At 43.6% G+C, this 21,308-nt stretch carries 11 protein-coding genes and 1 pseudogene; 4 read left to right on the top strand and 8 right to left on the bottom strand.

Annotated features, from left to right (window positions below; genetic code table 11):
• Window position 1 precedes the first annotated feature (1 nt).
• Together AAEU32_RS12140 and AAEU32_RS12135 are read right to left on the bottom strand one after the other, a co-directional pair.
• Window positions 2–1,198, bottom strand: a complete 1,197-nt coding sequence (locus AAEU32_RS12140; RefSeq protein ID WP_421970792.1) for a cation:proton antiporter — start codon at window positions 1,196–1,198, stop codon at window positions 2–4.
• Between the two features lie 7 nt (window positions 1,199–1,205).
• Complete coding sequence (locus tag AAEU32_RS12135) at window positions 1,206–2,417, bottom strand: tyrosine-type recombinase/integrase (RefSeq protein WP_421970840.1); 1,212 nt, start codon at window positions 2,415–2,417, stop codon at window positions 1,206–1,208.
• 84 nt (window positions 2,418–2,501) lie between these two features.
• Here AAEU32_RS12135 and AAEU32_RS12130 point away from each other — a divergent pair, with 84 nt between their 5' ends.
• Window positions 2,502–3,077 carry a lipid-binding SYLF domain-containing protein gene (locus tag AAEU32_RS12130; RefSeq protein ID WP_421970791.1) on the top strand — a complete coding sequence of 192 codons (576 nt, stop codon included), beginning with the start codon at window positions 2,502–2,504 and terminating at the stop codon, window positions 3,075–3,077.
• A gap of 62 nt (window positions 3,078–3,139) precedes the next feature.
• Here the strand turns inward: AAEU32_RS12130 and AAEU32_RS12125 are convergent, their stop codons facing one another.
• From AAEU32_RS12125 to AAEU32_RS12100, 6 genes are all read right to left on the bottom strand, one after another.
• Complete coding sequence (locus AAEU32_RS12125; protein WP_421970790.1) at window positions 3,140–6,541, bottom strand: hybrid sensor histidine kinase/response regulator; 3,402 nt, start codon at window positions 6,539–6,541, stop codon at window positions 3,140–3,142.
• A 24-nt stretch (window positions 6,542–6,565) separates the two neighbouring features.
• Entirely contained in the window at window positions 6,566–9,055 is a 2,490-nt protein-coding gene (locus tag AAEU32_RS12120) for a sensor domain-containing protein (RefSeq protein ID WP_421970789.1), read from the bottom strand.
• Window positions 9,056–9,593: 538 nt separating this feature from the next.
• The gene (locus tag AAEU32_RS12115; RefSeq protein WP_421970839.1) at window positions 9,594–10,079 is read right to left on the bottom strand and encodes an excalibur calcium-binding domain-containing protein; all 486 of its coding nucleotides are present in this window, start codon (window positions 10,077–10,079) and stop codon (window positions 9,594–9,596) included.
• Between the two features lie 307 nt (window positions 10,080–10,386).
• The gene (locus AAEU32_RS12110) at window positions 10,387–12,531 is read right to left on the bottom strand and encodes a TonB-dependent receptor plug domain-containing protein (protein WP_421970788.1); all 2,145 of its coding nucleotides are present in this window, start codon (window positions 12,529–12,531) and stop codon (window positions 10,387–10,389) included.
• Window positions 12,519–14,915: a bifunctional diguanylate cyclase/phosphodiesterase gene (locus tag AAEU32_RS12105; RefSeq protein ID WP_421970787.1), complete on the bottom strand. Its 2,397-nt coding sequence runs from the start codon at window positions 14,913–14,915 to the stop codon at window positions 12,519–12,521. Before AAEU32_RS12105 ends, AAEU32_RS12110 begins: the two co-directional genes overlap by 13 nt.
• Complete coding sequence (locus tag AAEU32_RS12100; protein ID WP_421970786.1) at window positions 14,912–15,412, bottom strand: YfiR family protein; 501 nt, start codon at window positions 15,410–15,412, stop codon at window positions 14,912–14,914. Before AAEU32_RS12100 ends, AAEU32_RS12105 begins: the two co-directional genes overlap by 4 nt.
• Window positions 15,413–15,831: 419 nt before the next feature.
• On the opposite strand from AAEU32_RS12100, the gene AAEU32_RS12095 reads away from it, so the two are divergent.
• The 3 genes and pseudogenes from AAEU32_RS12095 to AAEU32_RS12085 all read left to right on the top strand — a co-directional run bounded on the left by AAEU32_RS12095 (window position 15,832) and on the right by AAEU32_RS12085 (window position 21,234).
• Entirely contained in the window at window positions 15,832–16,605 is a 774-nt protein-coding gene (locus tag AAEU32_RS12095; RefSeq protein ID WP_421970785.1) for a response regulator transcription factor, read from the top strand.
• 3 nt (window positions 16,606–16,608) lie between these two features.
• Complete coding sequence (locus tag AAEU32_RS12090; protein ID WP_421970784.1) at window positions 16,609–18,843, top strand: tetratricopeptide repeat protein; 2,235 nt, start codon at window positions 16,609–16,611, stop codon at window positions 18,841–18,843.
• A gap of 554 nt (window positions 18,844–19,397) precedes the next feature.
• Window positions 19,398–21,234 (top strand): annotated as a pseudogene (locus AAEU32_RS12085) (S8 family serine peptidase).
• Window positions 21,235–21,308: the final 74 nt, after the last annotated feature.

The raw sequence follows: 21,308 nt of genomic DNA, 5'->3' as shown, positions 1-21,308 counted from the left end.
CTTAGCGTTCACTGTGGGTGTGTTCGTATGACTTGGCAATTGGCCGAGTCGTTACCCCATGAATGAACACACTCGCAAGGATGGTTAAAATAGCCAGTTCGCTTATCAAACCATCATCCGAGTCGATGACCATAAGCGTGAACACAATTGATGCTAAGCCTCGTGGACCAAACCACGCAATCGTAAATTTATCCTTAAAATTCATACCGTTGAATAACCACAAGCTTATCAGTACAGGTAGCACCCTCACTACTGTTGCAGCAATCAATGCAAATGCAACTTTATTGACTGTCAACTCGATGCTGTGCAATTGCCAGTAAGTATACGCTCCGAACAAACACCAAATGAGATAAGCAAAAAAGTCCGCGATATTCTCGCTTTGCTCAATTAATTTAATCTGTGGTTGACGCACATATAGTTTATCAAACAGCAATCCTGCACTGAACGCTGCTACAAAGCCACTCCCGCCGAGCGCCTGAGCAACAGAATAGTTAATAATCGCTAATGACAAAATTAAAAACGGACTCGACGCTTTTTCGAAATAATGGTGCATGGCACTAAAGTGAATGAGTCGTGTTGCAATGTACGTAATACATGCTGCACTGGCCAAAGCAATACCTATTTCTGTCACGACAAACTCCAGCATTTTTAGCGGCTCTAGCCATGCACCTGCTTGCCAAGACAAAAATAAAAACAAGAAAATGGGCACGCACAAGCCATCATTAAGGCCACTTTCTACATTGATGGCTTCGCGGACATGGACCGGCACAGCTTTGGCGTCAAGGATCCCTTTACTTAGTGCTGCATCAGTGGGAGTGAGGATAATCGCCACTAAGGCAAGCGCCAAAAGACTCTCGTTACTAAAGAGCATGTAACCTACAAACCAGGTGGCAAAGAAGGTGAGCGGCAAACCAACAAACAATAAGATCAGCGGAATTTTATAGGAGCGCTCCAGCACGGCGATGCGCGTTTTGGCAGCATCTGAAAATAGAAATACCGCGAGGGTCAACTCAATCAAAGGAAGCAAATTGTCCAGTGGTTGAGTCAACTTCAATTGCGATGAAAACACCGCTGCCATAAACACGCCCACCAACACAAAATACATTGGCCCTGTTAGCTCTGCGCGTGCAAGTTGGCGAAAGGAGATGGAATATATAAAAAATGCTAACGCAAGAATGATTGCAATGTAATATTCCATAATCCACCTATAATTTGCGCTTTATACCTGATTTAGCACGCTCTTTAATGTTCGACTGAATATATATCTGATCTGTGGTCGCCAACTTTGCATGACCTAAATCTTCTGATAAATGTTTTAATGGCCTTGTTGCTGCATCGTGCGTTGCGCCCGTATGGCGAAGCCAATGGGAGGTTGCTGCTTTTAGCTTTTCAGACTCTTCACTAAAACCATCTTTAGCTAGCGCTGCAATTGCCAAGTCAAAACTTTGCTTCACTAACCGGCGCAACTGTCTTACCGTCATGCCGCCACTGCCTCGCAGCTTATGTACTAACGGAAAAGGCTCATCCACGCGAGGCAAACTACTCATTCCTCTATATTGGCGATAACGCGTTAAATATTGTGTGAAATTTTCACTAAGCGTCACATCGCGTAATTTATTACCTTTACCCATCACCCGCAAAAACCAGAAACCATCCGCATCTTGCCAAAAGTGTGACATGACCGGTGACCAATTAGCGCGCTCTGACAATTCGGATATACGCAAATACAACCCTTTAAGGCAGGCGAGTACAAATAAGTTCCTTTCTAGTTCTGATGTGTGCTCGCAACTTTCTTCGGTTACTCTCAACACATATTCCCATTGCAGATCACTGAGCGTATCAGGTTGATTAATTTGTGATTGCACCACTAAGTATGGACTGTTTTTCTTAACAACAGGGACAAAGTTAGCGAATGTTTTCTCTTCTAAAATGGCGAATTTATAAAACACATTAAGTGCGGTAAATGTGGCGTTGAGGCTTTGTTGGCTTGGCTTGGTATCTTTGCGCATGAACGGGCGCCATTTAGGGTTACTCAAACGTTGACCCATATGCTGTTTAAAACGCCACTGCACAGAGCTCGAGCACCAGTTTTCATCTGGCGAGACAACAAAGTCGATGTAATGCTCTATATCTTCTCGCTGTAACGAAAAAACAGAGCACTTCTTCAAAGACCAGGCCCACAACGCAAAGCGCTCTATTTCATTTCTAAAACGCGTAAACGTGGCATCAGACTTTCGTCCATAAACGTGCAAATATCTATAAATAAACGACAAATCAGTCTCTGTTTCAGCTACACTTAAGCTTATTTCATGTAAAAACGCATGTAGTTGCGGATATTCACTCGCTAATGTGCCATCTTCTAAGTGTGCAACTTGATAGCGTAGCTGTTTAAACGTATCGACTAACGGGGTAGGCATAAGATATTGAACGTAATACTTTTTCACCTAGCTTACCACAAAGCCCACTACTTTCTAGTATTGGACATTACTTAAGGACTGACTATGAAATTAACGCGTTTATTGATAATGAGCAGTGTAATAGCGATTACGACAACACTCATCAGTGGCTGTGCGACTTCTGGCAATGCGAGCCCGCAAGCCAAAAGGGAGGTTGTACAAAGTATGCGCGCCCAAACACTCAAAGATCTGTACGTTCAAAAACCAGATGTTCAAAACCAAATCGCTAACAGTGCGGGTTATGCTGTTTTTGATAACGCCAATGTTAATGTTATTTTCGCCAGTTTTGGTGGCGGATATGGGGTCGTAAAAAATAATCGAACCGGTAAATCTACATACATGAATATGGGTGAAGCAGGTCTTGGTTTAGGGCTGGGTGTTAAAGATTTCAATGTCGTTATGGTGTTCCACAGTGAAGCGGCATTAAATCGTTTTATTGACCATGGCTGGGCATTTGGTGGCAACGCCGATGCAGCAGCAAAACATAAAGAAGATGGTGGCGCACTTGCCGCAGAGGCAATTGCTGATGATGTCACTGTGTACTCGTTGACCGAAACGGGATTGGCGCTACAGGCTGTTTTAAAAGGCACTAAGTTCTGGGTAGACACAGAGCTAAATTAATTATCTGCACTGCTTTGGATACGCGCAGTCTTTGTGCGTATCCATGTCAACCCAACCTCACTCTAAGCACCTTTGACCAGCTTGTTTAACACATCCAGCTTTGATAAAAACTGTGCGAGCTGATTCTTTACTCGATTGACTTGAGACACATCTTTTTGCTTCAACGATGATTGTAATTCACTTGCTGCTTGAGACAATGATGTCGCATATATATTGGCAGAAGCGCCTTTGAGCTTATGCGCCAATTTAGCAGCGTCTTCAAATTCTTCTTGGTCTATCAACCTGTCCAGTTCACAACTCCAGTCTATGAAGTCGTTGCAATAGTGCGCTAAACACTTTTGGTATATCACTGGATTATGACCAAAATTGTGCTCTACAGAATCCAAATCAACTATGCCGTCTAGTTTGTTCAAATCGATGGACTCGATTTGTTCAACATGCACATTCATCGCCTCTGTTGTCATACCCCGTTTTTGCTGAACAAAATCAACCAAGGTGGAAGCAAGTTGATATATTTGAATGGGCTTAGGGATGTGAGCATTCATACCGCAGTCGAATGCGGCTTGTTTGTCTTGCGCAAACACTGCCGCGGTCATTGCAATAATTGGTAATTGTTCAGCAGATTTGAATTGACGAATTTTCTTCGTTGCATCAATACCATTCATTATGGGCATATGAAAATCCATCAGCACGATATCATATTCGCCATTTTTCACCGATTCGATTGCCTCTAAGCCGTTCTCTACCACATCGACCTGTAATCCCAGCGTCTGTAAAAAGTCTACCGCAACAATTTGGTTCGTTTTCACATCTTCAGCGAGCAGCACTTTTGCACCTTGAATCGGTATGGTTTTATCTCTGGCTAACTCAAGCATGTTGGTTTTATCACTACTGAGTACTAGTCCAAGCTTACCACTGTTAATGGCGTCAAATAATCGCGATGGGGTGGGCGGCTCAACAATGAAGATTGGCGTCAACTCTTTAAGCTCAGTGCGCTCACAATTGGCCGGAGCAGTGATAACAATGAGGCTTTCTTTTCTGTCTTCATGACTTTCTCGCCACAGTTTGCAAAGGTCTAATACACGGTTTGTTGCCCCTTCGCTAGGGAAGTGGATCAACAGTAAGTCAAAACCTTCGAGCTCTTTTTGTAGTACATTGTATGCACGTTTAACATTGTTATAGCAGGCTACTTTCACGCCCCAATGGCTGAAATACTGAGTTATGGTCTCCTCGAGGTTCGTGTCTTCTATAACTACCAGCGCCTTCTTCTCATCTGCGATTAAATCTTGATAACGTTTGGACTCTTCTTGGAGTAAGAAATCGATTTCGAAGTAGAACTCCGATCCCTGACCAAGCACACTGTTGACGTGCATTTGCGAGCCCATCATATCCAGCAGTCGTTGACAGATACTCAACCCTAAACCCGTGCCACCATACTCACGTGTTGTTGAGTTATCAGCTTGCCGAAATGGCTTAAAGATGGTTTTTATCTGTAGCTCATTCATGCCTATACCCGTGTCGAATATTGAAAACCGCAATCGACAACTAGAGCTATGAGCACGCACTAATTCAACGCGGATACGCACTTTCCCCGCTGGTGTAAACTTCACTGCATTGCTTAGCACATTGCCTAGAATTTGGCCTAAACGAAGACCATCCCCGATGAGGCTAATGTACACATCGGGCTTTACATCCAATTGTAAAATCACGCTCTTGGTTTGGGCAACCACACTGTATAGATCTATCAATTTATCGAGTACTTCATCAAGGCTGAAAGGGTCGTTCATTATGCTGACTTCACCGGCCTCTAATTTAGAGAAGTCGAGAATATCATTAACAATATTGACCAAAGAGTCGCCAGCACTATAGGCACTGCGCACTAGCCTAGCTTGCTTTTCAGGTAAACGCGCTTCCATAAGTAACGTCATAATACCTGTGATGGCGTTCATTGGGGTGCGTATTTCGTGGCTCATATTGGCTAAAAACTGGCTTTTTGCGACATTCGCAGACTCAGCTGCTTCACGTGCTAATACCAATTCAGTTTCAACTTTGCGTTGCTCGGTAATATCCAAACTCATTCCCACAGTACGAGTACGAAGCTGTTCAGTGAGTACACTGTTAGGAACATCTGATTCAGTTTGCGGCACCATGATCACGCGCATATCTCTGAACTGCTCTTTGGGAGCTTTAACGCGGTAATATATGGTGACCGCTTCTTTGGATTGTTCACAATGTTTTAAGGCATCCAAAAACAACTCTCGATCATCGTCATGAATATGAGCAAGCCACTGGTCCATGGACAATAGCTGTTGCTTTAAATGTTTGCCTGAATCAATATCAAGATGATCCGTTACCATCACCTCTCGTTCATTGTCCCAGTACCAAAACGACATTCTGCCAACGTCACTTGCAAGCTCAACCCGCTGCCTAAAGTCTTCGAGCTTGAGTTTAACCACATTTTCTTCAGTGACATCCCGTAAGCATACAATTGCCAAGTCAATGTCATTAATATTGGCATGTCCCAGACTGACTGACACATCTCGACATTCAGCCGATGCGGTTTGCGCCTGGACGCGTCTACCCTTGGCCATCATGCGAGTGTTTGGCTGTTGAAAGAACATCTTCCGTAAATTGGCGTGAGATGATTGCAAATCGTTAGGCAGCAATTGATCTACATTCATGCCAACGAGCGCTTCTTGATACCCAAAAAACGCTTTCGCACTGGCATTTGCGCGGATAATCTCACCATCAATGTTGATAGACAAAATGCTGTCGGGGGTAGTATCTAACAAAGATTGCAAGTCATGCTTCGTTTCCTCTATTTCTCGGTTGTGCTTTTGCAACCCACGAATGAGGCGAACCACAACAACAACGAGAAATAATAAAGGTATCAATAAAAAATAGCCCAAATTTACCAAGTCGTTGACGTGAGCAACGTTGGCTATTGCTTTGTTATTAGCTAACGTATATTCAGTAAGCATCGAGTTTGTAATTGCTTCTATAGCATTTAACGCTTGTGCGTCACTCACTCTTACTTGCGTGTCTATCTCTTGAACCTCTAGGCCCTGTAATACAAGGGTTTTGGCTTCTAAAAGTTTGATTTGATATTCAGCAAGTGTTGCCCGAATAGATTCAACGTGAACAAAATTTGCTTGAGGGGACTTTCGTTCAATATCATAAAGCACTTGCTTTGCTAGCACGAGATTTTGAATTGCCGCATCATAATATTGCTCGTCCTTTCTAAGCACATAATTTTTGAGGTTATGAATGAAGCCACCATAACCAATAACTTGCTGCAATTTGTACAAATTCAATACGTCGTTGTTAATTTCATCAGTAACAATGGCCATGCTATTTGCTGACTGAGTCAGCTTTGTTTTTATACTGACATTCCACGCCACTAATAATATCAAAGCAATGATGGCGGTGATAACAGTGAGTGTAAGCAAGCGACGATGATTCATATATTCAGTAGTCCTTAACTCTATTTATCTTTTAAATGACTTTTGTTCGATGGTGGCAACTTTCTTTTTGCTTGCTTGCATTTCAGTTGGCTCTTTTATCGGTTCTTTTAGAACACGCTGCATAAATTCGTCAAATGCTTGCGCTGACACGGGTCTGCAATACCAATACCCCTGACCATAATCACACCCCATGTCTTTAAGTAGTTTGTGCTGTGCCTCTGTTTCGATACCCTCTGCTATCACTTTTAATCCTAATTTATGGGCGAGCAAGATAATGCCTTCACAAATATTTAATTGATCAGGATGGGTTTCAATTTTACTCACGAAACTACGGTCGATTTTCACATAATCAATATGGAATTTGTTGATGTAAGCCAAGGAGGAATAGCCAGTACCAAAGTCATCAATAGCTAACTCAAAACCCAGCGCTGAGAAATCCTTTAGTTTACTTTCACTGACGGAGGTGCTCAGCATGAGGCTACCTTCGGTAATTTCCACAACAAGGTTTTCGCATTTAAGACCTTGCTCCACTAGCGCCTTTCTCCAAGTTTGTGGGGCGTGGTCGTCAGTATGAAATTGTACTGGAGATTTATTGATGCTCACTTTGAAATCGTCGCTATAGCGTTTTGTCCACTCACCCAATTGAGTAACCACTTGGCCAAATACCCATTGACCAATATCATTAATACATCCATTTTCCTCGGCTACGGGGATAAACTCGGCCGGACTTACAAAGCCCAATTGCGGATGATTCCACCGAATAAGTGCTTCAGCCTTTGACACTTGTTCTGACTTCATATGGATGATGGGTTGGTAGTTCATATACAGTTGCCCGGTAACGACTGCTTTTGGCAACTCCACTGAAATAAGCTGGTTACGAGAAAGCGCTTTTGCTAGTTCTTTGTTGTAAATGGTGTAGGCGTTGCGACCAATATTTTTGGAGTGTACAAGCGCGTGATCAGCATTAGTGATTAAAGCCTTGGGATCTCTGCCATGTTCTGGATATATAGCCACGCCAATACTTGCCGATAACACATTCACCACCGAATTAACCTCAAAAGGCTTGTGCAGTTCATTGAGTACTGTTTGCGCCATAATTTCTGCTTCGCGCTCTCGGCAATCGGGCAGCATAATCAAAAATTCATCACTACCAATTCGGCATAAGACAGCAGAGTCATCTAAGGTCGCCACCAAGGTATGAGCAACATGGCACAGTACATTATCGCCAAACTCATGGCCTTGTTTATCGTTAATGTCTTTAAAGCGGTCTAAATCCAAATAGATAACCGCACTTTTTTGGTTAAGCGGTACTTGAGCAATATGCTCTCTTAGCTTGGCAACAAATGCATGGCGGTTATAGAGTTGTGTTAAAAGGTCGATTTCACTGAGCTTTTGCAATGTGCATTGTGCTTGTGTTTGTGCCGTTACGTCGTGATACACCGTTGAGCTACCAATGATTTCACCGGTTATATCGACAATCGGTGATACCGCGAGCGACATACTCATGGTGTCACCTTGCGCGTTTACTCGCTCGGTCAAAAAGTGTTCGACTTTTTTACCACTGGTGATTTGTGCGATGAGGTAGCGTTCTTCATCTTCGTATTTGCTGGGTACGAATCTATCCATCGATCGCCCGATCATTTTGCGGGCGCGCTCACCAAACAGAGCCTCAGCACCTGAGTTCCAGCCTGTAATCACACCATCAAGGTCACAGCTAATTATTGCATCTTCAGAGCAATCGATAAGTGATTGAAAATGAGCATTTTTTTGCTCTAATTCAATTTGAGAGCTAATGTCTCGTGCAATTTTACTGACTCCGACTACGTCCCCTTGTTTATTTTTGATGGGCGATAGGCTCACAGACACAGGGACCTTCTCACCATCTTTTCTCAACCGAATAGTTTGAAAATGGTTTACCGACTTACCCGCGGTAATTTCACTAATGAGAAATGCTTCCTCCTCTTTACGGTCCTCAGGGAACAATATGAGCACCGACTGACCAATTATTTCGTTGGCAGGGTAACCAAAGATACGCTCTGCCCCATTATTCCAACTCGTCACTATGCCATCTAATGTTTTACTCACTATGGCATCATCAGAATAGGCAACAATGGCCTCAAGTAATTTGCTTTTTTCTTCAAGCTCTACCTGTTTGGTGATATCTCTGGCAATCTTAGAAACTCCAATAACCTTACCGTTATCATCAAAAATAGGCGAAATGTTGGCTGAAATGTGGATAGGGTAGCCTTGCTGATGCATGCGCACTGTTTTGAAGTGCTCGACTGTTTTGCCATCAGCAATATCAGCTAAAATTTGGGACTCTTCGTAGACTCTATCGGGCGGGAAAATTTTCAATAATGGCTGGCCGATCATCTCTTCTGCGCTGTAACCGAATAAGCGCTCAGCTCCTTTGTTCCAGCTCGTCACAATACCATCAAGCGTTTTGCTTATGATTGCGTCCGTTGCTGCGTCAATTATTAACTTGTAATGAGACTCGTCAATAGGAAATTTCATACATTACCTGAGTTTTAATTTTTTAAAACAACGCATGGAGCCCTCTATTTTTAAATGGTTTCTCTCCCTATTTAGCTTAGCCTATGGTAAGCAATGCGGTAGTAATACTTTTTGCTGCTTTATTGATGAAATGCAAAGACGCTACGTCATTACAATTAACCTATTGTATTTATTGCACTAATTTGCATTTCAATGGGTTTTAAAGAATAAAAATAAAGTGTAAATATAAATTAACAAACCTGCGCTTATAATAAAGGTACAAACAAAGTATACAGCGTTTACCTAAATTACATACAAGACGGTTAATGTAAATTCATCACAAGCAGCCCATGCTTAAACACCACGTAATAATGCGTTCCTTGCGTCAACATTGGTAAGTATCATCGTAAATCGCTAATGGACATTAAAGTGGGAGATGACTTCACAATCCTGCTTATTACCAAGAGATTTACTAACAGAGGTCTAGGCAATTAGTGTCGATTCAACTTTCTGGCTTCAGGCTATTTAATTTATCAGTGTATACTGCCGGTGTCATAGTTTAGAACCGAGAATCATTTTCACACGGCTTGCCATCTCTATCACCATCCATCTTTGTATTCGGGCAATGCCGTATAAAGAACTCTGCCTCAGCTCGTGAAGTCATCTCGCTACAATACTGGCGCCCATCACACTTAAAGTTAGGGTTTGTATATTCTGATGATATGGACTGCGATGTGCTTGTGTTGACGGTTCGGTGAAATACTCCACCTAAAATAACTATACAAACCACAGCAATAACTAAGATTCTGCCTGTTCCAGAGTTATTTGATCTTTGTTGTCGCTTGGGCTTACTTGTCGTCACACCTTCAATCCGTGCGTTAGCGGCGCGAGATTTCCCATCGTGTTTTTCAATATCAAAGTATATGAAATCACCAACTTTAGGCTTGCGGCTCATATGTTTGAGGGTAGAGATGTGGATAAAGGTATTTGATTTTAGCTGCTCAGTTTTTATGAAACCAAATCCCTTCGCATCATCCCATTTGATTAGTTAACCTCTATACATCACTTTCCTTGTATTCGTTTAATTTATTGGCTCAACGGATTTTATTGATATATCAGAAATTATTTCTCATAACACCTTCTATCTTACTTCATCATTCAAAATAAAAGATGTCTAGCTGTTTGAGGGAAGATCAGTCGAGGTCTGTTTTCAAGATTCCTATTTCGATGAAATATTCCTGACGAACAGTGAAATTCCCAAAGCGACACAAAGTGTTGATCTACCGAAAACACCATTTAACATAATCTAATTTATAGGATTAAAAATAATTACCTCTTAATCTTCATTACCATCAAAAACTCACATCGATGCCAACGCTCACCGCTGCAGCCTCAAGCCGGTATCCGCTTTGTCGGGCATAGAAATTACGTTTATTAAGTGATTTATCAAACCAACCCAGTGCGTTGTGCAATTCAAAGCTCAATCGTGTGGTGTTATTGATACGGTAGTAGCCACCTATGTCCCAAAATACGCTGGCATCGAATGCATCTGTTCGCCCATCGGATAAACCTCGGTTAAATGCCTGCAACACTTGGTTATTGTAAGCGGTATAATCTTCAGCGCCTGGGTAGCCCCAGTAATAACGCAATAGATTGTTAATATTGAGATTTTCACTGAGTGTCCATTGCCAATTAAGTTTCGAATAATGTACTGACCAATTGGCTAGGTCATCGCCGTAACCATACGGCTCAGATGAATAAACTTGGTTGCGTAAGTCATCGCTTTTTAGTTCAAAATCAATCAGATTAGTGTACGCATGGGAAATTCCGAACGTATGCGCGTCTGTTTTATAACTCATCTCAAACTCAATGCCGTTTGCGATAATTTCCCCTATTTGCGTTTCGCCCGCTGCTTGAGGTAAAAACCCAAGCAGTTCATGTTCATAGTAAAAGGCCACAACGGCGTACGACAAAGGCAGATGTGTATGCCAGTCGTAGCGAATTTCAGCCATGTCGATTTGTTCGATGTCTGGCGCTGTATTGGTAAGTTTTTGCTGGCGTAAAATACGTTCATCGCTCCTGCGTACACCGCGATTGTAGATGAGCTTCAACTGTTGCTCTTGAGTGGCGCGTACGAGTGATAAACGTGGTGAGAACATAGAACCCGCAATACTGTGCTTATCAAGGCGGCCCCCCAAGAATAAGGTCCAATCTTCACTCAATAAGGTTTGATATTCACCGGTCATACTTAAGGTGTCAGTGCTATAGCTGTCTCGATCGAGATTATCGGTGTCGAGCCACTGCGCGTTACGGTTGTAAAAACCGCGCTCATATCTCAGCGCCATTGCGAGCTCATTATTGGCATCTATTACCCAATTAAGTTGGCTATCTATGGACCATTCATGCTCACTCCCTACTAGGGTATAAGGACCATCTTTGGGTTCTAGGCGATATTGATGCTGACCGGTATCAAATATTTCCGCTGTGGCGTTAACGGTCAACGTTAAATCATCGGCAATTGTATAATCATGAGATAGACCCGCGGTTGTTTGTACATAAACAATCCCCCTACCACTGCCCTCAAAGCTACCTTCGCGGTCAATAAAATGGCGAGCGTTGTCGTAAAGCCAACTGCCTTTGGTGCTGCGCAGCCACAGTTCGGTATTTTCCCAATCCAATTGAAAATGCATTTTAAAGAGCGGGGTATCAAACAACGTACTGTTATCATTTACGATAAAGTCGCTGGTATTGCGTTGCCCGGCACTGTAAAAGTCGCCATCACGGCTAAACACCAATGGAGCATCATCAGGGTCAGCACCGTCGTAGTGGCTAAGCCCAATATAAGCGAAAAAGCCAAGCTCATCGGTCACTTTGCCGCCATATTTAAATTCCAACTTTTGATATTCTTCAATAAAACCTGCTTTAGCCGCTATTTTTACGCCCTTGTGTGTGTGCGATGACAAGGTTTTAATATTTATCACCCCACTGATCGCACCTGCTCCATACAACACGGAACCTGGGCCACGCACCACTTCGATGTAGTCTATATCGCCTAAAAATGGCATGTAACGCTCTGATATCGCTCCGAACGTTTCTTTGTTATTCATCACTTGACCATTAACCACAACAAGAAACTTGTTATCTAGGTCACTGATAATGCCCCGAATACCTATGTGCTGACCGGAGCCTCCGTGCTTCATCAGTTGCAAGTTAGGCACATACATTTCTAGAAGTTCATCAAGATCTCTGGCAGGTGTATTAGCTATCATTTCTTTGGATATACGGGTCACACTGGCAGGAATGCGTTGCACAACAGTATTAGTTAAGGTCGATGCTTGTCTTACCTTCACTTTACTGAGTTGCTCTAACGACATTGAAAACAAATCATCCTCTGGCTGCGATGCATGACCGTGGTTGGTCGCGATGACAGAACCCAGTATCAATGTCACAAGGTACGATATTGCTGTTTTTGAATGTTTAGGTGTTAAGGAATACATTGTTTTTCCTTTGCGTTTTCGAGCCAGAAATCGAGAGGCTTGGGCTCACTAAATAAATAGCCTTGCCCATAGTTGCACCCTCTTTGTGTAAGAAAGTCCATTTGCTCTTGTGTTTCTATGCCCTCAGCAATGACCTTCATGCCAAGCGCATGAGACATCGCAATAATTGCAGAGGTCAGTTCCATATCATTTTTGTCATTGGGGATATCATTAATAAACGTGCGATCGATTTTTACTAAATCGATGGGAAACTGTTTGAGATAGCTCAATGATGAATAGCCAGTACCAAAGTCATCAATCGCCACAGTAGCGCCCAGCTCGGTAAATGAGTCCAAAATTTGTCGACTTTTATCAATGTTTTGCATCAATAACGTCTCAGTGATTTCGAACTCAATGGCATTGTATGAAATGTTATTAGCACTAACACAACGTTTAATGTGTGATACCAAATTAGGGTCTCTAAATTGCCGTGCCGAGAGGTTAATCGCTACCCGCGCGTTTTGGGTTAATACATTGGCGTTGATCATCGCGCTCAATGCCTGCGTTGCCTGTTCGATGACCATCTCGCCAAGCGCCAGGATCAGCTCGGACTCTTCAGCAATGGGGATAAATTCATCCGGAGGGATATAGCCCATTAGCGGATGATGCCAGCGGATCAATGCTTCAAAACCAATGAGTTCGTGCGTGGTCAAATCAATTTGTGGTTGATAACACAGATACAACTGGCCGTTGTGAATTGCCGACTTAAGCTCACGTTCGATATTGATTTGATGCTCAATTTGCAGTTGTAACTCTTCAGAGAACAATAAGTATTGGTTGCGCCCGAGTGCTTTCGCGCGGTACATAGCGATATCTGCATTTTTGAGTAATTCCACTGAGCTCATATTGTCTCGGTGGCTAATTACTAATCCGATACTAGCGGTAACAATAATCTCTTTGCCATCGATGACCATTGGTGCATTCAATGCTTTTTGAAAACGCTCAGCAATAATCCGTGCTTCTAACGGGGAGTCTAATTTAGGAATTAATACGGTAAACTCATCGCCCCCCATGCGGGCAATGGTATCTCCGGGTCTAATGCATTTTTTCATGGCGCTGGCCACTTCAAGCAACAACTTATCACCCAGATCATGACCGTAGGTGTCATTTATTTTTTTAAAGTTATCGAGATCAAAGAAGAACACGGCTATATCGAGATTGTCACGCACTGCACATTGAATTGCCTTTTCCAAGCGGTTGTTAAATAAATGGCGGTTGGCAATGTGCGTAACGTCATCGTATAGCGCCAACTGCCTTAACTGATCTTGCGTTGTAGCCAGCTCAGTTACATCAGTAAGGCTGCCAATAAATCCCTCAATTGCATGCTCATCAATGCGCAGTGGTTTCATCGAAAACACCACATGCAGTGGGCAAGCGATGTTGGTTATTAATCTAAACTCTATTTCAACGCTCTGTTGCCTTTTCAATGCGTATTCGAGCTTACTTTGCACTTTTTCACGATCTTCGTTGTGCACCACATCTATGATGTCTTTAAGGTCGCTGTATTGCGTTTCGTTCTCGGTGATATGGCTGAACTTTTTGTTTTTATAAACAATTGCACCCTTTTTATCCAATTGAAAAATACCGATCGTCGAGGCGCTAGTCAGTGTTCTAAAGCGCTCTTCACTGCGTTTTATAAAATCATTGGTATCTTCAATCTCTTCAAGCATGGCATTAAAGGCATCCACTAACTCCCCAACTTCATCCTCAGTGTCTTTATTCGCTCGCATCGAATAGTCGCCGCTATGCTTTATACGCAGCACGGTACTGCGCAATCGTTCAATGGGTTGAGTGAGAATGCGTTGTGCGCCTGTCGCTAATAATGCCGACACAAGTATAGTGACCACCACAATCGCCAATGCAAACATGCCGTGATGTTCAATGGTGGTCTGCACAGTAGAAAGGTCTGACTTAATATACAAAGAGCCTATAACTTGCTTGTCTAGCACCACATCGGTTACCAACGCCATGCTGTCATCTGTCACCACACTATCTGACGCCTTGAGGGTATTTTCACATTTGTGCCCGGCTACTTGGTCTCGTTGATAAGATGCAAACAACACATTATCTTCGGTATACAAACAGCCCACGATAATGGCACTAAAGTTAGACAAAGATAAAAGGTTTCTTTGCCCCGTGTTTTGATCATAATACTGAATTGCTGCGGTGCTTCTATCGGCGATAATAGCACTGACGATTTCAAGTTCAGTGTGCAGTCTATCTTTCTCGCCCTGACTTAGATACGCAAAGTTAAATGCCAACGCAAGGCACACGGCAATCGCACTACATGCGGTGGTAATGATGGTGGTTTTGGTTTGAACCGACGCTCTTTGCCACCAAGTCATACTTTGTTCCCCATGACCAACATGGCAACTTCAAGCAGCTGTGCGCTGAGCTTTAAGTGATTCTTTCTACCGCGCTCTGCATTAATCTTTAACCTGACTCGATTTTCATAATCAACATGAAATTCAATAATACCGTGCGATGATGCAAAGCCTTTGTACTCGCCAATGGTTAAAATTGGGCTGTTTGCTAGCCGCGCCAGCAACTCAGTAACTTGTGAAGTGGGTTGGGATGCCAAATAAACGATGTGGCAGTTATCAAACGTGTCATACGGAACTTTTTGTTCAACAATAATGTGCCGGCCACGTGATACTTTATCGTTCAACTGCCCTAAACGTTGCAATATGTCTTGCTCGCCTACAACACAAACGCGAAAAACACTTTCGTCACGCCCTTGGCTCGACGGCCATTCAACAAATTTTGTAAAGTTATAAACAAATGCCGTTTTCACGGCATATTCGTCCACATTAGCGAGGCTCTGTATAGGATAAGCTGACATGGCAAATATAAAAATATACTTGCTTAAAGTGATTAAAAAGTTTTTCAGAGTAAGTCGCCCCACGCGCAGTTCATCGTAATGACAGAGAGTCCAACAAAGAACGTCCTACATCATTGATTTGTAGAAAAAACAAACCTTCATACTAAAAGTATAGATTGGCTTTGTGAAAACGCATGATGACCGTCCATTTAGGTCCGTTTGGATAAGAGCATCACCCCCAGTTTGGTTCTTTATGTGCTGATCAGTGAGCGAAGCTGATTTTCAATCATGGCTTACGGTGCGATGGGTGTGTGCACAAGGTTCAGTGCGCGTATTACCCTGCTACGCATTAGTGGTTCATACTAAAAAACAAAAATATACAAATTAATACACCCTATGTATTATTGTTTAAGTATTAACATAACCGTCTGGATTTACAAATGAATACCACAGCAGACAACTTTATCCTTATCGTTGATGACGACACCGAGCTCGCTCAATTAGTCAGTGACTTTTTGCAAACTAACGGCTACACCACTCGCATTGAGCACAATGGCTTAAATGCGGTGAAACGTATCGTTAATGAACAGCCCGCATTAGTGGTGTTGGATGTGATGTTGCCTGATATGGATGGCTTGTCGGTGTGTCGCTCAGTGCGCTATGGCCACCCCAGTGTTGAGGGTGTATATGACGGCCCTATCTTAATGCTCACCGCATTAGATAATGATATTGATGAAGTTGCAGGTCTTGAGACCGGTGCGGATGACTACCTAGCAAAACCTGTGCGCTCTCGCGTGCTACTCGCTCGAGTAAGAGCCCTGCTTCGTCGTAACCCCAATGAACAAAGTGTTGCGCCACTAACGGCAGAGAGAACTGACCCGCAGTTAAATGATGCCCAAGACCAATCAAGCCTAATTAAGTTTAAAAATCTGGTTATCGACACTAAGTACCAAACTGCCGAACACAAGGGTCAGGCGGTCGACTTGACCACGGCTGAGTTTGAACTACTAGCGTTACTTGCCAGACGTCCAGGAGAGATATGCACCCGTGATTTTATATCCGAACATTTCTCTCGTTTAGGATATGAAAGCTCCAATCGCACCATTGATTTACGCGTGTCCCGCATTCGCAAAAAATTAGGCGATGACAATAGCCCATCCACTAGAATTAGAACTATTCACGGCAAAGGTTACTTATTTGTGGGGGATAGATAAACCATGCCTGCTAAGTTGCTATACATTCTCTTGTTCTTGAGCGCGCTATGTCTTAATAACGCCGCTTATGCAGATGAACGTCAACAACGTATCACAGAGTTAGAGCGGCAACTTAGCACCGCACCATTAACGGATAAGGGCGTCATACTTACCGAACTGGTGGAAGCGTATCGCGATAATGACCCACCAAAAAGCTTGGAATACGCCGACCAAGCGTTAATTGTATTTGCGCAAAGCCCAGACCCAAAACGCCACGCTACGGTGCTCAATAATATGATTTGGACATTGGTTTCCATGGGCCAGTACGAGCGTGCACAACAGCTCACCAATCAAAGCAAACAGATTGCCACTGAACTCGCTGATGCCCGCGGTATATACGTAGCCACTACCATGCAGGGCATTATTTATTGGCGCACCGCTGATTACCCTTCGGCTCTTAAACAATTTGAGATTGCAAAAGACATAGCTACGAAGCAAGACGATACCCGGGGAATTGCCAATACCACCAATTACATTGCCATCATCTATCAAACCATGGGGCAACCCAAAAAGGCGCTGGAAAATTTTCAACGCGCGCTTGAGCTGCAAACGCAAATGGATGAGCCTAAAAGCATTGCCGTTTCTTTGAATAACATTGCCAATATGCATGGCACCAGTGGTAACTATAGCCTTGCTTTGGATTATCAACTGAAGTCTCTAAAAATCAGAGAGGAGCTCAATGATATCCCGGGGTTGGCACAAATTTTAGGCAACATTGGTCTTACCTATTTTTATCTAGAAGATTATGATTTGGCGCTGTCTTATTTACAGCGTTCTCTGGGCTATTACCAAAGCCTTAAAGACACCTTAGGCACCTCAGAAACACTCACCAGCCTAGGAGCGACCCATCAACGCAAAGGCCAATTTGAAGCAGCATTACATCAATATGACGAAGCGCTAGAGATAGCAGAGCAGCTGCAGGATCAGGGGTTAATGGCACGTATTCATATTGATATCGCCAGCACCTTTATAGAGCTCGGGGACGCCGCAAAGGCCAAAGAGCACGCGCAACCAGCACTGCAACACATAGCCGAACTGCAAATTGTGCCACTGCAAGCGAATGCCCTATTGGTCAATGCCAAAGTAGCAAAATTAGAAAACGATTATGAGCGGGCAATCCATTTAACGAATCGCTCAGTGGAAGTCGCGACCGACACCGATGACAAACGCCTGCGCCGAGACGCCTATGAATTTTTATACATTCTGTTTAAAGATAGAGGTGATTTAGCCAGCGCCCTCACCTACTTAGAAAAGTTTAAGCAATTGAATGACGAGATGTTTAACTCTGAAAGCGATCAACGCATGGCGTTTTTGTTAAGTCACTTTGAGGCAGAAAAGCGCGAACAACAAATCAAGTTGCTTCAAGCCGATAAGAACCTAAAGCAAAAAGAGATTGAACAACAGCGCTATAACCGCAATACCGTTATCGCCAGTTTGTGTGCACTATTTGCGTTTATTTTGCTGTTTTTAAAGCGTATGCATCAGAACAAGATAAACCGTTCACTCAACGAAAACATCAAGTCGCAGCGAGAACTAATCCAAGCCATTGCCCATGAATTCAGAGCGCCATTGGCAAGAGTGCAACTGGCCTTTGATATGCTAGAGGCCAACTTAGCCAATGAGTCAGGCAATACTCTTGCGATAAAAATCAATGACGGACTTAGTGAATTAGAACAGCTTATCAAAGAAGCCTTGGACTTTATTCAGCTTGAAAACAATGGCGATATCATCACATACAGCGACGTAAAACTTGGCAATATGTTGTCTACGCTGCTGGAGTCGCATGTAGACCTCTACCCAGATATTGACTTTGATTTAAACGAGAAAGGACAGCAGCCCTGTGTTGTTGAGGCTGACGCCACAGCGCTTAACAGAGCAGTGTCGAATATAGTGCGCAATGGCGCGCGCTTTGCCAAACAGCAGGTATGTGTGACCCTCAACAATCAACCAAGCTTTTACGAGATTATCGTAGAGGATGATGGCCCCGGCATTCCACTGGACCAGCGCCAACGTGTGCAAGAGCCATTTGTGCGCTTAGATTTGAGTCGCTGTCGTGACTCAGGTGGTGTTGGTTTGGGTCTAGCGCTTGCGAAAAAGATAATACAAGCACATCAAGGGACATTGAGTATTGAGACTTCCGCCTTAGGCGGTGCAAAAATCATCCTTCACTGCCCAAAAGCCAGAACAAAGACCCACTAACAAATACCATCTTACTCTGCAAGAACACACATCACTGACTATACTTCAACTAACAGCTAGGGTGTGCTTACCTTTGAGGAACGGACTTTGTTTCAGCCTTCAAGGAAGTGGCATTGGGGTATTTTCGCGGCGTTATCACCTACGAGACATAGAATCACTATGCGATGTAGGCTCTGCCTTAGCAGAACACCTCAATGACTACTGCAAACATCAACATACCCTAATGTAATTGCCCTGTTGTTTATGCGGCGAACAACAGCAAAACTCCGCTTTCGAACAGGCAAATGCAAAAAAGAAGTTAATAAAGTTTGATCTTTTGAATCTATATGTATATAAATGTATATATTGATTTCAAAGTAGATCAATCCGTAAATAACTTTTATTAGTTAAAACAAAAGATTAATGCTTTGCATGTATTCGAATGTGTATCTGTACTTCAGCAGGGACAACAAAAGATACGCAATTTGGTATGTGCCGTAGGTTGCCAAGTAACTAAATGCAGTTTAGGGAAACACTTCATGTCGTGCTTTAGCCTACATAACAGGAGTCATGTTATGAAGATAACGAAGTTAGCAAGTGCTATATCGGCCATTACCTTATGCCTTGCCAGTGGCGCCCAAGCGCAAGATTCTCGCTTTGTCATCCAAGTAGATAATGCTAACAAAGGCATTGTTAAAGCGTTGGCAGCACAATCTGGCGCGGATATCCATGTTGATGGAAACGGCTTTATCGCTGCGACGTTTGCAGGAAAAGACCTGCAACAAGTCAAAGGCCTGCTCAACAATCCCCATGTAAAATTGGTAGAGCAAGACCAACGACGTTGGCAAATGGCGCTCTATAACGACGATGCAGGCAATCCCCAAACACAACAACTTACCCCTTATGCGGTGTACCAATCACAAGCAAACCAACTCAGTTTTAATAGCGCAAGCGATATGAAAGTGTGTGATCGATTCAGGTTTAGATAGATCAAACACTGACTTCAACTGGCCTGCTATTACTGGTAGTGACGACCCAGGTACGGGTGCATGGGACGTACATGGTGGCCCACACGGTACTCACGTTGCTGGGACTATTGGCGCAGCCAACAATGACTATGGCGTTATCGGCATGGCGCCGGGTGTGCCCATGCATATTGTTAAAGTGTTCCTCGAAAGCGGATGGGCATATTCATCAGATCTCGCCTACGCAACACAGAAATGCTCTGAAGGCGGCGCCAACATTATTAACATGAGTCTCGGTGGCGGTGGTGCTAACAACACAGAATCAAACGCATTTGCGAACTTTGTTGCCAATGGTGGTTTTATTGTTGCAGCAGCGGGTAACGATGGAAACTCTGCGCGTTCATATCCTGCAGGTTACCCTTCTGTAATGATGATCGGTGCAAACGATGCAGACAATAATATCGCCGAGTTCTCACAATTCCCAAGCTGTACCAGCGGTCGCGGTAAACGCGCGTCATTTGATGAAACCATTTGTGTTGAAGCGACAGCAGGCGGTGTACAAACTCTGTCAACGTATCCAGCGGGTTTAGCGATTAGCTCATCTCTAAGTGTTGATGGCACTGCGATTGCCAACTCAGGTATGGAGAACACCGGCGATGCCAGTGGCGCAACTTACTTTATGGGCACCGCCGAACTGATAGATAACAATGCAGCGGGTAAAATATGTGTTATTGACCGCGGTAATATTAGTTTTCATGACAAAGTGCTGAACTGCGAAAACTCAGGTGGTATTGGCGCTGTGATAGTTAATAATGTCGACGGCATGCTGTACGGCACATTAGGCACTGCTAACCAAACATCAATCCCAGCAACCGGTGTGGCATTGGCAGATCGTGATGCTATGGTGAACGCTACGTCAGCATCAATATCAATCGGTGCGTCTGATTATGGCTATATGAGTGGCACATCAATGGCAACACCTGCTGTTGCTGGCGTTGCCGCGTTGGTATGGTCCAATCATGAGACCTGTACAGGTGAAGAAATTCGCGAAGCTTTAAAGGCCACCGCATTAGATGCAGGTGCGCAAGGGCATGATGTCTACTTCGGCTATGGCATAGTTCAAGCCAAAGCGGCGAGCGATTACTTAACAGCTAATGGTTGCCAAGGTGGCAGTGAGCCACCAACAGAACCACCTACAGAGCCGCCAACAACGCCTGAATTGACAGCAACTCACACCATGAACAAGGGTAAAAACGTGGTTGAACTTGTTGCATCGGCGAGCCGAGACGTGAACCTATATCGCAATGGCAGCTTCATCGCGACAGTTGCACCCGATGTTGTATATAGCGACAAATTTACGCGTAACTCATCAGGTACGTTTGTCTACAAAGCGTGCGACTCAGTTGATACAAGTGTGTGCTCAAGTGACGTAACCGTAAGTTTTTAGGACATATTGACCTCTGAGGTCTGAAATTTGTTCAAATCAAAGCAGTGTGCCCTACCCCATTGGGACACTGCTTT

Origin of the sequence: Pseudoalteromonas maris, assembly GCF_049257235.1 — a bacterium.
GTDB lineage: Bacteria > Pseudomonadota > Gammaproteobacteria > Enterobacterales > Alteromonadaceae > Pseudoalteromonas.
The sequence above is the reverse complement of the archived record's forward strand: the minus strand, read 5'-3'. Positions and strand labels throughout refer to the sequence as shown.